The following is a 13643-nucleotide window of genomic DNA, read 5'->3' as shown; positions in this document are numbered from 1 at the left end:
ATCGACTAATGATTAAAACGTTGGCTGATAAGGGATAATTCCCTGAGTCCGCATTTCTGCGGTACCTAGACCGTAATTAGCCCCTAACCCTCTGAACTCTATATTAAATGAGATCTGATTGTCGTACTCGCTGGTATCGTTTTGCCAGCCATTGATCTTACGTTCATAACCCAAGCGCACCGCATAGCAACATGAGCTATATTGCACGCCAAGCAGCTGTTCAGCCGGTTTACTATTACGTGTATCATAATAGTAGGCCCCAACAACAGACCATGCATCAGCAATTGGCCAGCTAGCGGTGGCTCCCACTTGCGAGATCCCGTTCTTATAGATTGGGCTCGTGGTATAGATTGAGTTATTCATCGCGCGAGCAATGTATTCAGGGCTACTATAGCGATAGCTCAGTTGTATCACACGGTCACTATCTTGGCGGTATTCGATACCGGCATTACCTTGCGCCACGTTATTTAAGTGGGTGTCATACTGTAGACCCCCGCGTAAACCCCATTGGTCAGTCATGCGCCAGTAAGTGTCACCAGCCCAAATAATACTTCCCGTATCATTATCATCCGACGGGTCACCCGTACGTGAGCGAGTGAACGCGTAGATTTGACCTACGGAGGCATTAAAACGTTCAACTAAATTTTCATCATAGATACGCGTCGTAACCCCGGTCGCCAATTGGTTGGTCGAGGCAATACGATCTAATCCACTATAAGTGCGATCGCGGAATAGGCCAGTGTAGTCGGTTTGTAATAATGTTGAATCGTAGGGGTAGATATTATTTTGGTTACGATAAGGCGTGTAGAGATATTGAACACGTGGTTCTAATGTCTGCGTATAGCCTTGCGCCCAATCCATATCACGATCAAAGACTAGCTTACCGTCCACTTTAAACTGTGGCAGGGTTCGGTTCACCGAGCTTTTTAGGTTATAATCGCTACCGTTAGGAAGCTCATCAGCGTGTTGCAAGTTATCTTGCTGGTAATGGGTCGCCAGTAATTTCGCTTCAGTATTTAAGCTTGCCCAGCCGTTAGAGAGCGGCAAGTCAATCGTTGGCTCAATGTGTAGTCGCGTGGCGCTAGGTAAGCGCGAGTTCGTATTGGTAAAGCGCGCAAACTGACCATAGACGTGGGTATCGAAAGGTCCGACATCATTCTGATAAAGATTCACATCTAGCTGCGGTAAGGTGCGGTAGATGCTGGTATCGAGCTTGTTAAAGGTCTGGAAATCCCGCGTCGACAGCGTCGCATCCCAATTTTTATCCGCATAACCAAAGCTGAATTTTTGGTCTGCATACCCATCAGTCGAGCTATAATATTTTGAGTCGAGATCGTTAAAATAATAACGGTCACTGACTTTGGTGTAATTAACATTAAAGCGCCAGTGCTGATCGTAGACCCCACTGTGTTGCCAATAGAATAACCAACGTTTAGAGCTGTCACCGTCGGCGATCCCTCGAGCACTTTTTTGTTTATCGTACTCATTATCGGAACCGAGATAGTCAAACTCCATGAGTCCCGCGCCTAATACGGAAAGATAACGGAATTCGTTTTGTAATTGTACACCGCGTTTACTCATATAATGCGGCGTTATAGTGGCATCCATCTGAGGCGCGATATTCCAGTAATAAGGCAACATAAATTCGAAGCCGTTTTTACTGCCATATTTCGCATTAGGCACTAGGAAGCCGGAGCGACGGCGATCGCCGATAGGCATTTGCAGATAGGGGCTATAAAACACCGGTACTGAGCCGATTTTGAATCTCGCATTCCAAATTTCCGCCACCTCTTCTTGGCGGTCTTCAATAATTTGCGAGCCAACAACGCTCCAGCTATTGGAATTCGGTAAGCAGGTGGTGAAGCTACCATTTTCTAGAATAGTATAGCGGTTGTTACCGCGTTGCTTCATCTGTGCACCCGTCCCACGTCCCTGACGGTCAACCATCTGATAGTTGCCGTCCCAAACATTAGTATCTTTGGTATTCAGGTTGGACCAAGCTTTAGGACCCTTTAAGATAACTTGATTATCGTCGTAGTGAACATTCCCCAGTGCGTCCACCGTACGAGTAGGGGTGTTTTGCCCCGATTGCTGACGTTGATGGAGTTGAACTTGGTCAGCACGAAGTCGGCTATTCCCTTGATTAACATCTACTTTGCCGTCAAAAATCGCATCGTCAGGGTAATTACCTTTCACACTATCTGAATGGATAGTGACGGGCTGCGTATTTGGGTCACTTTTCACCAGCGGACGATTATAAGAAGGCACGCCCAGCATACATTGCGACATCAGGTCGTCAGCAAGCGAATACTGGCTGTATAGGGCTGAACCAATCATAGTGGCCAGCAATGTAGGTAGTCTTTTATTCATACGCGGTATCTAAGATTCCGTAAGTTCTGGCAAGGGGCCAGCAGTCCGATAAAGAGTAACGTACCGAAAGTATCAGCGCCAGCGATAATCGAGATTAAGCTGGTTTAGCGATAGGCGGTTTAGTAAATGACGGGTATGATAATCGAAAATGAAAACATTAGCATGACGAATTGAGGAGTTTATGCGCTACCGAGGCAAAGTAATTGGTTTTTTATTAGGACTCTTTTCAGGGGTAGGGTTTTGGGGCATCGTCGGTGGCTTACTCCTCGGGCATCTTGTCGACACGGTAATGTCCAATTTTGCTGGAAATTTTAACGGCGCTGCTCACTCTAGACAGAATCTCTTTTTCATCACGACCTTCCAAGTGATGGGACACTTAACCAAATCCAAAGGCCGCGTCACGGAGGCGGATATCCAGTTGGCTTCAACCATTATGGACCGTATGCAGCTGCAAGGTGCCTCACGCCAACTGGCGCAGCAAGCCTTTCGTGAGGGCAAAGAAACCGATTTTCCGTTACGCCAAAAATTACGCGAATTTAGACAAGCGTGCGTGGGACGGGTTGATTTAATTAAGATTTTTCTGGAAATCCAGATTCAGGCAGCTTTAGCTGATGGTGAGCTCCATCCGAATGAGCAGCAAGTCTTATATATTATCGCGGAAGAGCTGGGCATTTCTCGTCAGCAGTTTGAGCTGTTTATCCGCATGATGGCCGGTGGAAGCCATTTTGGCCAACAAGGCTACTCGCAACAGCAAGGGGGCTTTCGCCAAGCGCCTCAAGGGCCGACTCTGCAGGACGCTTGCTCGGTATTAGGTGTTTCCCCAGAAGATGATGCCTTAGCCATCAAACGCGCCTATCGCAAATTAATGAGCGAACATCATCCGGATAAGTTAGTGGCTAAAGGGTTACCCCCAGAGATGATGACGCTTGCTAAAGAAAAAGCGCAAAAAATTCAATCGGCGTATGAGCTCATCCGTAGCCAGAAAGGTTTCTAGTCCCTGACGCGCAGAATAACCTGCAGAGCCTAAAACTCTGCAGGTTGTTTAAAGGTCATACTGTTTCCAAATACAGGGTGCGTAATGGTGAGACGCTCTGCGTGGAGCAGTAATCGCGAAGCTAATGCTTTCGCTTCCGGCGAAGCATAAAAGTAATCTCCCAAGATGGGATGTCCCATCGCAAGCATATGTACGCGTAGCTGGTGAGAACGGCCAGTGATCGGCTTTAGCTGGACACGACAGCTTACGTCATCGCGCGCGAGAACTTCCCACTCTGTTTGTGCCGCTTTGCCGGTCTCGAAACAGACCTTCTGTTTAGGACGATTCGGCCAATCGCAAATTAAGGGTAAATCGACTAACCCTTCATCCGGGACGAGTTGCCCCCATACCTGAGCGATATAGGTTTTAGACGGCTCTCGCTCACGGAATTGGCGCTTTAATTCGCGCTCAGCAGCTTTAGTCAAGGCAACCACCATCACGCCGCTAGTGGACATATCGAGGCGATGGACGGACTCGGCGCCGGGAAAGTCACGCTGGATACGCGTCATAATACTGTCGTTATGTTCCGGTAGACGCCCCGGGACGGACAGTAAACCACTCGGTTTATTGACCACGATAATGTGCTCATCCTGATAAAGGATATGCAGCCAAGGTTCTAGGGGGGGATGGTAAGCTTCCATTTTCTATCCTAGAGGGGGGTGCCCCCCTCACGATTATTACTGATGGGTCACGACGATCAAGCGTAAAGCATCTAAACGCCAGTTCGCTTGCGATAAGCTGTCGAGGACTTCTTGACGATTATCGCGCAGTGCATCGAGTTCATCTTCTCGAATGTTAGGGTTAACGCTTTTCAGCGCTTCCAAACGTTCCAGTTCTGCTGTTAACTGTTTCTCCGCCGACTGCTGAGCCTCGGTAATAACGGCTTGCGCACTCGCGCTGACCAATTGCTCGCCGGTCGTCAGAATTTGGTGCACCTCTTGTTGCACGGCATTCACCAGCTTGCTGCCGGTGTGACGATTGACCGCATTCAATTGGCGGTTAAAGCTTTCGAACTCGACCTTATCCGCTAGGTTGTTACCTTTGGTATCGACCAAGAGGCGTAGTGGGGTAGGCGGCAGGAAGCGAGTCAGTTGGAGTTGTTTAGGCGCTTGTGCTTCCACCACGTAGATCAATTCCAGCAGTAGGGTTCCCACCGGTAACGCTTTATTTTTCAATAATGAGAGCGCACAGCTTCCGGTATCACCCGATAGGATGAGATCCAGACCATTTCGAATAAGTGGATGTTCCCAGGTGATGAACTGAGTGTCTTCACGCGATAACGCTTGGTTACGGTTAAAGGTAATCGTACAGCCGTCTTCCGGTAACCCAGGGAAATCTGGGACTAGCATATGATCGGAAGGCATGAGCACAATTAAGTTATCGCTTCGGTCTTCTTGGTTAATGCCGACAATATCGAACAGATTCAAGGCAAAGTTAACCAACGCGGTATCGTTATCTTGTGCGGCAATCTCATCAGCAAGGCGTTCCGCTTTCTCGCCGCCATGGGAATGTAGCTCTAATAAACGGTCTCGCCCCGATTCCAGCTGTGATTTCAGGTCGTCATGTTGTGCACGGCATTGCTCGATAAAGGTCTCTAACCCTTCATCTTTTTCCGGCGCAACTAAGAACTCTAATAGCTGGTCATGCACGCTATCGTAAAGGGTTCGGCCGGTCGGGCAAGTACTTTCGAAGGCGTCTAACCCTTCATGGAACCAGCGTAATAATACGGCTTGTGCGGTATTTTCCAGCCATGGCACCATAATCTCGATATCGTGGAGTTGTCCAATACGGTCCAGACGACCAATACGTTGCTCTAAAAGATCAGGGTTGAACGGCAGATCAAACATTACCATTCGGCTGGCAAATTGGAAGTTACGCCCTTCGGAGCCAATCTCTGAACAGAGCAGTACCTGTGCACCTTCTTCTTGCGAAGCAAAGAACGCTGCGGCTTTATCTCGTTCGATAATCGACAATCCTTCGTGGAAGACGGCCGCACGGATCCCTTCACGCTCACGCAGTACTTGCTCTAGCTGAAGCGCAGTTGCTGCTTTTGCACAGATAACGAGGACTTTCTCTTTACGGTGTTCCAGTAGATAATTAATTAACCACTCTACTCGAGGATCAAACGCCCACCAGGTGCCGTTATCCCCTTCGAATTCTTGGTAGATCTGCTCGGGGTAAAGTAAGTCACGCGCCCGCTCATCTTTACTCTTACGTGCCGACATAATGCCAGACACTTTTATGGCGGTTTGGTATTGGCTTGGCAGCGGTAAACGCACAGCATGCAACGCGCGTTTAGGGAATCCTTGTACCCCTTGGCGGGTATTACGGAAAAGAACGCGGCTCGTGCCGTGACGGTCGGTTAACATCTTAACTAGCTGCTGGCGGGCCACCAAGCGTTCGTCGCTGTCACTGTTCGCTTGTAGGATCAGCGGGCGAATATCTTGCTCTTTGATCAGCCCATTGATCAGGGCGATTTGTGACTCGGCTAGTGACTCTTCGGCCAATAAGCTGGCGACGGCTTCGGCAACGGGTTGGAAGTGACGCTGCTCTTCAACGAAGGCATCGAAATCGTGGAAGCGATCCGCATCAAGTAGGCGTAGGCGAGCAAAGTGACTTTGCATACCTAACTGTTCTGGCGTAGCGGTCAACAGCAGAACACCGGGCACGACGTCGGCCAGTTTTTCAATGACTTGATATTCACGACCGGGCTTGCCTTCGCTCCAAGCGAGGTGATGTGCCTCGTCGACTACCATTAAGTCCCAGTCGGCTTCTAGCATATCTTCTAGGCGCTGTTTATTTTTGCACACAAAATCCAGTGAGCAGATCACCAATTGTTCGGTGAAGAAAGGGTTAGCGCTATCAAAACGTGCTTCGTTATACCGCTCATCGTCAAACAGCGAGAAATGGAGGGTAAAGCGGCGCAGCATCTCGACCAGCCACTGATGTTGCAGTGTTTCGGGAACGATGATCAATACGCGCTCAGCACGGCCAGCCAGCAATTGCTGTTGGATGATCATACCGGCTTCAATGGTTTTGCCTAGTCCGACTTCATCAGCAAGCAGTACACGTGGCGCGTGGCGGCGTCCGACATCTTGCGCGATATGTAGCTGGTGGGGAATTAAGTTAGTGCGCATCCCGCGCATGCCACTGGTCGGTAAACGGTATTGTTCGCTTTGGTACTTTCTTGCGCGGTAACGTAGCGCGAAGCGATCCATCCGGTCCAATTGTCCAGCAAACAGACGGTCCTGTGGCTTACTAAAGATCAGTTTACTGTCTAACATGACTTCGCGTAACACCACGTCGGTTTCCTGAGTGTCGCTGCGCGTGCCGATATAGGCCATTAGGCCGTTTTCATCACGTACCTGGTCAACCACCAATTGCCAACCCTCGTGGCTGGTGATGGTATCGCCCGGGTTAAACATAACGCGAGTGATGGGAGAATCATTGCGGGCATAAAGTCGGTTTTCGCCGGTGGCTGGGAAAAGTAAGGTCACCATGCGCGCATCGATTGCCACGACGGTTCCCAGTCCAAGTTCACTTTCTGTATCACTAATCCAGCGCTGACCAAGTGTAAAAGGCATAAATTTTGCTCGATTCTCTTAATTATAGGGATGTATTCATTCACGGATAACGGGCCAAACACGGTTCACCACCCTGGTGGTGGAAGAAGGCCTGGTTATTTTGAAGGGCGCTATGGTACTGGAAGGCGGAGGATTCGTCACCTATCAAAATAGTCCAAGTTGCCCAGTCATGACATTTTCAAAATTGCCGCCGACAAATCCGAGAATACCTTCTGCGACCGGCTGCAATTGCTTAGTTAAGTAATGAGTATAGTCGAGAGGTGCGGTCATTGCCGTGAGCGGCTCTGGGCCAGCGAGCGTGATGACATAACGAATTGCACTACCGCGTCGGAAGTTCGATTTTTGTCCTTGTGCGAGGGCGGCCTGTTCGGCCAGACGGGCGGCACGCACATGTGGAGGGATATTCTTTTCGTAGTCGGCCAGTGGACGACGTAAGCGTTTTTTATAGACCAGCTGATCGTCTAACTTACCCGCTAAAAGTTGTTGCACGGTGTGTTGCACGTACTCTTCCCAAGGTTGATCGCGAAAAATAAGGCCATACAGTGTCTGTTGGAACTGTTGAGCAAGGGGTGTCCAATCGGTACGAACTGTCTCTAACCCTTTAAAAACTAAACGTTCCTCGCCGTGATCGGCCACTAAGCCTGCATAGCGTTTCTTACTGCCTTGCTCGGCACCGCGGATGGTGGGCATTAAAAAACGACTAAAATGGCGCTCGTACTCGATCTCTAAGGCACTCTCTATCCCGAGTTGCTGCTGCAAGGTCTGTTGCCACCATTGGTTGATTACAGCGACGAGCCGCTGACCAATCGCGTCAGCTTGCTGTGGATCGCAGTGCTCACCGAGTGAGATAAAGGTGGAGTCAGTATCCCCATAAATAACGGTGTAGCCTTGTTGTTCGATCAGTTGCCGAGTCTGTTGCATGATATCATGTCCCCGCAGAGTAATTGACGAGGCAAGACGCGGATCGAAAAAACGGCAAGAGGGCGTACCAAGTACTCCGTAAAAAGCATTCATAATAATTTTCAGTGCTTGGGATAGCGGGGCATTTTTCTCGCGCTTGGCTTTTTCACGCCCCTGCCAGATCTGTTCGACAATCGCCGGTAAACAATGCACTGTCCGTGAAAACTGTGCTGAGAGGTAGCCTGGCACGGAAGGACCAGGATCGGCCAAGCCGACGATTAAGCCTACTGGATCGATCAGAAAAGTTCGGATGATCGAGGGATACAGACTTTTATAATCTAGCACAATCACTGAACGGTAGAGACCGGGCTGTGAGTCCATCACAAATCCCCCTGGACTCTGTTGCGGTGCAATATCACCGAGATTAGGGGCTACAAATCCTAAGCGGTGCATACGGGGCAAGTAGAGATGGGTGAACGCGGCGATCGAGCCGCCGTGGCGATCGGCAGGCAGACCGTTGGTACTGGCGCGTTCCAGTAAAAAGGCCATTAGTTCGGTTTTTTGAAAAATACGCGTCACCAATTCACAATCTTTCAAGTTATAGCGGGCAAGCGCCACTTTGTCTTGGCGGAAGCGCTGATTGATCTCGTCCATTCTATCGTGTGGTGTCGCGCTATCTTTACCTTCCCCCAATAAGTGTTGGGAGACATTTTCAAGGCTAAAAGATGGGAAGTCCCAGAACGCTGATTTTAACGCCTCGATGCCATCGATTATCCAGCGCCCGGCAGCCTGTGCGCTGAATACCCCGGGTTTGAAGCCGTGCTCTTGCCAAACGAGTAAGCCACCACCACGGCCTAACTTGAGAGGTAGACCAAATCGTTCAGCCTCACGGTGCAAGATGCGCAGATCGAATTGAATAACATTCCAGCCGATCAGTACATCCGGATCATGCATGGCCATCCACTGGTTGAGAGCATGGATCAGCTCCGGTGGGTGGGAGACATAGGTTAGGGTAAAGTCCGGCTGTTCTTCGCTTGGGGTAGGTGGCCCGAGCATATAGACTTGCCGCTGTCCGCAACCTTCTAAGCCAATACAGTAAAGCTCCCCGCGCTCGTTGGTTTCGATATCCAGCGATACCCATTTTAGGGTTGGTCGGTAGTCGGGATGAGGTTTTAGCCGGGTCGGCTCAGCGGCGGTACTATGACCTATCCAAACGGGCGCGGTGATAAAGCGCTCCATCATATAGCGGTCCGTAGGACGAATATCCGCCTCATAAAGCGGGATAGCTGCCTGCGCGAACTGCTGAGTAATGGCTTTGAGTGACCGTTGCTGATTTAGGTAAAGCGTCGTTTGAGGGCGGTGAGAGAAATCTTTCAGTGCTGAATCGTGTAGGGTAATGCCTCGCTGGTCAGCCAGTAGGGTTTCTACTTGATTACGATATTCGGTTGGGAAAAAAGCGGTTGCCCGCTGCAAAGGCACCGAGACAGAGCGAGGACCTTGATCGGTCGCTAGCCAAAAGGAGACTTCAACACCCCGGGGGGTATCGCGCCAATGACGGGTTAAGATAAAACCGGCCGAAACAGTCTCCATATCGCTTCCTCATGATTACGCATTCAGTAGACAGTATAAGCTAGCTGGAAAAGGACTACAGGGCTTTTAGTGGGGGAGGTTTCGGTGGGGATGGGAGAATAGGTGATATCTCCAATTATCAAGTAAGCGTAAATTCAGTTTTCGAGGTGTTCTTATGAACGGCTCTGTTGTCCATTGTCCTGCTATCACTCTGCGAGAGGGGGCTGTCACGCCTATCATCCCACCGGGCATAACCGTTTTCTCTGGATCATGTCATACCGTAGAAAAACTCAAAATTGACAGTGACACCTCTATTCTCAGTGTAAAAATACTCGCCAAAGTTACCCTATTTACTCATACCATCCGTTATTAAAAGGATAAAAGTGATAGCTGTAGAAGCGATGCCAGAGAGGCCGCCTAAAATAAAACTCTGGCCGCTAAAACTGTCACCTTAACGTTAGATAGAATAATTGAACGCTGAGAACCTGTATGGAATGCTTAGTCCTGAAAACGACCTTATAAATTTATCAATTAATTTATATAGGCGATGCAGTAACCATTGTCCTCTTTGTGAATAAAGGAAAAACCTCTCTGCCCTAAGTGCATACCGGCAATAATCACTTTTTCCTTCACAGCATGCTCCAATATCTTCATTCTTGTTTCTTTTGCTTGAACAGGGTCATTATCAAAAAGAATGGATACCGTTGGTTGAGCGAGTTGAATGTGAGGGTAATGGACGATATCTCCCCATATTAATAACGATGTACAACCAGATTCGATAAGAAATCCGGTATGGCCTGGAGTATGGCCAGGTAACCAGACCGGCATAATAGCCTCAGCAATGTTCTCATCGTTAAAGAAAGAGACTTTTCCAGCATAAGCCTCTAATGTCTGGCGAACTAACCTAAAATTACGCCTCCCTCTCTCATCCGCCAAAGTGAATTTTTCATCATCTAGCCAGTGCTGTGCTTCAAGAGGATGAAGGACTATGTCTGCAACGTTAAAAACGCGTCTATTTTCAGCGTCAAGTAGACCTCCAATATGATCGGGATGGCAATGAGTCAATAGAATAGTATCGATATCGTTTGGGCTGATACCAATCGATGCAAGATTTTCTTTAAGTTTCCCTGCCATACTATTACCTTGACCTATACCCGTATCGACTAAAATAACTCTGCCATTACCTTGAATGAGATAGCAATTTATATGAATATCATCAGGCTCATCGATTCCAGAATGATGTTGGATAATTTCTGCATCATTACGGTCAATACCTGAAAGTAAATCTATGCTTGACGTCATATCTCCGTCATTAATTGCCGTTATTTTAAAATGGCCAATTTGATAAAATGGAAAATAATTTCTCATTAATGCCTCGGAATCAGTGATGGGAATTTGATTTAACTAATATTTAAACGAGTAAAGGGTACGAGGTGAGGGAATTATACGATTTTGAATTTAACTTTCTCACGATAGTCGTTATCTTTCGATATTTAAACAGTTAAATAAGATAACTCTCGCAATGTTATTTACCCTTAAAGCATTATGTATAATAAGCGTGCTAGATTATCAGGCTCTGCAGTTGTTGTGTCATAGGCTCATAGATACTTACCGATGCTATCTCTATGAACAGTTGGGCTATTTCTTCGGGAACGCTATAAATAATACGATATTCAGGGTATTTTTCTAATCCTACTGCGTACAATTCCGTCTCGCTTAATCTCGTTCCTAACATTGAAAAGTCTATCTTTTTTGTACTTATCATTAATCGTTTATCAGCTGAAACTGTTGGAGCATCACCCTCCGTCTCATAAAGGTTACGATGCCAGTCATTAATATTTTTTTGCCAGCGAGAGAAGTTTCCACCGCCTTTAAGATGGTAATCTTCGCTGTTTAAAACCTTTGCATTGTCAATGGTATGAATGGCCAGATAGGTAGGATAACCTTCTTTGATAGCGCGAAATCGTTGAGATGTCTTGAAGCCAGCAACAGATATTAATGCCGGGAGTTTTTGTTGGCTGTAGAAAAAATTCCATTCATCTTCACTTTCTGAATCATTATATGAACATTCCACGATATAGAGCACAGGCTTACCCTCGTTTATATTTTTAATAAAAGCAGTGTTAAATAATGATTTTCATCATGATATAAATTTATCAACGTGCTTTAAAACGATTAAATTTCATGACTTAATGACATTAAGTCACGGTAGGCGAGTTACAAAGACCAAATGGGAAAACAGAACTATGCGCAGAAAATTACCTAGCACAACATCTCTGAGAGCCTTTGATGCTGCTGCTAGACACGGTAATTTCTCCAAGGCGGCAGAAGAGTTATCGTTAACAGAAGGTGCAATTAGTCGTCAGATCGCACGTCTTGAAGCCCTACTTAACTGCAAGTTATTTGACCGTATGGGGAGTAGAGTAAAGCTTAATCCTTTAGGCATTAATTATGCGCATCATGTGAGCGAATCCCTGTATCGGATGGAAAGAGATGCTCAGTCCATAATGGGCATGCCTGAGGAAAGTCGAAGTTTTGATATAGCGGTTTTACCCACTTTTTCAAGCCGCTGGCTTATTCCTCGACTTAATAAATTCAATCAGTTATATCCAGATATAACGCTAAATTTAGCGGCGCGAGCAGATCCGTTTATTCTTTCTGGAAGTGGTTTTGATGCGGTCATTCATTATGAACACTCTGCGTGGGCAGGTATGCGTGTACAATTTTTATTTCAGGAAATTTTACTTCCTATTTGTCATCCTGCACTGTTAAAAAATGATTGTATCGACCAACCGTTAAACGAACTACAGCTTATTCACAGACGACAGAACCACGATGCATGGTTTCAATATTCCCAAGAGAGTGGAATTCGTCTAGATAATCTGATGAAAGGGAGAAGGTATGACCTTCATGAAATGGCTATTTCTGCTGTCATCGCTGGACAAGGTGTCGCATTGGTTCCTAGGATGTATGTCGAGAATGAACTCAATAACGGTTCGATTATTTCTCCTTGGCCAAGCTCAACCAAGCTGAGTAAAAAATTCAGCTTAATTAAACCTAAGGAAACAGGGATTAACGAAACGGCTTTAGAATGTTTCGAGCGCTGGTTATTGTCGGAAGTTGATACGCTGACTAACGTGAATAGAAACTAAGAGTATTGCAATAGAGAGCTGGAATTTTGGGGAATGGCTCTAATTGGTTGAGTAAGTGAGATAGTAAGCCTTTAAGATACTGCCATGGCCAGCGTGACGATTTATTGTTCGCACGGCGACGTCGTACTGTCTTACCTTCATGATCAATCCCCTAATGGTTTCCCCATCACTTGCGGGCATGACAAAATACGTTCTGATAGAATCCTCGTAACATAGCTTAGAAATAGGCGCCACTTCCTCAATCAATATTAAACATCCCGGTAAGCGGTGACTGTCATGACATGGCAATCGGTTATAGTCATTCAATATCATTTCTGGCTGGAGGATTGAATTTTGCGTAATGTCTTTTTTCTTTTACTACTGGTGGTGGCCGCGAACTGCCATGCAGAGCGGACCTTTGTTTTCTTCCGTCATGCAGAAAAACAGATGAATTTTAGTGGCCAGCTCTCGTGCCAAGGATTAAACCGTGCATTGCGTTTACCCGCGGTACTCGTCCCTCGCTATGGTAAACCGGACGGACTGTACGCCTCGGCACCCATTGAAGAGAAAGAGGGCAGTTCAATTCGTGCCGTTGCGACACTGATGCCGCTCGCTATTCAGACCTCTGAGAGCATAGGTTTACAATTTCATGCGCGCGATACGCATGCCTTAGTCAGTCGCTTGTTAGCGAGCGATAACCATCAAGTAACTTATATTGCCTGGGAGCACGATCACTTAGTTGACGCGGTAAAAGAACTGGTGGCGAGTACAGGAGGGGAAAACGTACAGATCCCATCCATTTCGCCGTTTGATTATGATTCCATTTATCTGGTTAAGCTTGATAAGCATCGTCGATTTAAGTCGTTTACTCTAGAAAAAGAGGGGTTAAACCATTTACCGACGGCGTGCGTCAACCCTATCGAGCCAGAGTGAAGCGTAAAAGTGGAACAGGGTTCGCTAAGGCGTCAGCGATTTTGTTTCGGAGTGTTTTAATATCGGTAACTTCACTTGACGTGGTCGGTACAGACCGCAACAATCCGAGCTCGAGAATTACGA

General features: G+C 47.2%; 10 protein-coding genes. 4 read left to right on the top strand and 6 right to left on the bottom strand.

The window, feature by feature from the left end:
- Window positions 1-12 precede the first annotated feature (12 nt).
- Window positions 13-2370, bottom strand: a complete 2358-nt coding sequence (lptD, locus tag MKR94_RS04705; RefSeq protein WP_241645696.1) for an LPS assembly protein LptD — start codon at window positions 2368-2370, stop codon at window positions 13-15.
- Between the two features lie 181 nt (window positions 2371-2551).
- On the opposite strand from lptD, the gene djlA reads away from it, so the two are divergent.
- Window positions 2552-3364 (top strand): co-chaperone DjlA, encoded by an 813-nt coding sequence (gene djlA / locus MKR94_RS04700; protein WP_241645694.1) that lies wholly within the window; start codon window positions 2552-2554, stop codon window positions 3362-3364.
- 29 nt (window positions 3365-3393) lie between these two features.
- Here the strand turns inward: djlA and rluA are convergent, their stop codons facing one another.
- The 3 genes from rluA to MKR94_RS04685 form a co-directional block, all read right to left on the bottom strand.
- Window positions 3394-4044 carry a bifunctional tRNA pseudouridine(32) synthase/23S rRNA pseudouridine(746) synthase RluA gene (gene rluA / locus MKR94_RS04695; protein ID WP_241645692.1) on the bottom strand — a complete coding sequence of 217 codons (651 nt, stop codon included), beginning with the start codon at window positions 4042-4044 and terminating at the stop codon, window positions 3394-3396.
- A gap of 36 nt (window positions 4045-4080) precedes the next feature.
- Window positions 4081-6987: an RNA polymerase-associated protein RapA gene (gene rapA / locus MKR94_RS04690; RefSeq protein WP_241645690.1), complete on the bottom strand. Its 2907-nt coding sequence runs from the start codon at window positions 6985-6987 to the stop codon at window positions 4081-4083.
- Window positions 6988-7131: 144 nt separating this feature from the next.
- On the bottom strand, window positions 7132-9477 hold the full coding sequence (locus MKR94_RS04685) for a DNA polymerase II (protein WP_241645689.1): 2346 nt from the start codon (window positions 9475-9477) through the stop codon (window positions 7132-7134).
- Window positions 9478-9631: 154 nt separating this feature from the next.
- On the opposite strand from MKR94_RS04685, the gene MKR94_RS04680 reads away from it, so the two are divergent.
- Window positions 9632-9829, top strand: a complete 198-nt coding sequence (locus MKR94_RS04680; RefSeq protein ID WP_241645687.1) for a hypothetical protein — start codon at window positions 9632-9634, stop codon at window positions 9827-9829.
- A gap of 158 nt (window positions 9830-9987) precedes the next feature.
- Here the strand turns inward: MKR94_RS04680 and MKR94_RS04675 are convergent, their stop codons facing one another.
- Both MKR94_RS04675 and MKR94_RS04670 read right to left on the bottom strand, forming a co-directional pair.
- Window positions 9988-10824: an MBL fold metallo-hydrolase gene (locus MKR94_RS04675; protein ID WP_241645685.1), complete on the bottom strand. Its 837-nt coding sequence runs from the start codon at window positions 10822-10824 to the stop codon at window positions 9988-9990.
- A gap of 193 nt (window positions 10825-11017) precedes the next feature.
- Window positions 11018-11542 (bottom strand): sugar ABC transporter, encoded by a 525-nt coding sequence (locus tag MKR94_RS04670; RefSeq protein WP_241645683.1) that lies wholly within the window; start codon window positions 11540-11542, stop codon window positions 11018-11020.
- A 160-nt stretch (window positions 11543-11702) separates the two neighbouring features.
- Here MKR94_RS04670 and MKR94_RS04665 point away from each other — a divergent pair, with 160 nt between their 5' ends.
- Window positions 11703-12608: a LysR substrate-binding domain-containing protein gene (locus MKR94_RS04665; protein WP_241645681.1), complete on the top strand. Its 906-nt coding sequence runs from the start codon at window positions 11703-11705 to the stop codon at window positions 12606-12608.
- Between the two features lie 333 nt (window positions 12609-12941).
- Window positions 12942-13520, top strand: coding sequence for a histidine phosphatase family protein (locus MKR94_RS04660; RefSeq protein ID WP_241645679.1), 579 nt, complete (start codon window positions 12942-12944; stop codon window positions 13518-13520).
- Window positions 13521-13643 lie beyond the last annotated feature (123 nt).

The sequence above is a fragment of the Rosenbergiella metrosideri genome (assembly GCF_022602565.1).
In the GTDB taxonomy this organism is placed as follows: Bacteria; Pseudomonadota; Gammaproteobacteria; order Enterobacterales; family Enterobacteriaceae; genus Rosenbergiella; species Rosenbergiella metrosideri.
Note: the sequence above shows the minus strand (reverse complement) of the source record. Positions and strands in the feature narration are given on the sequence as shown.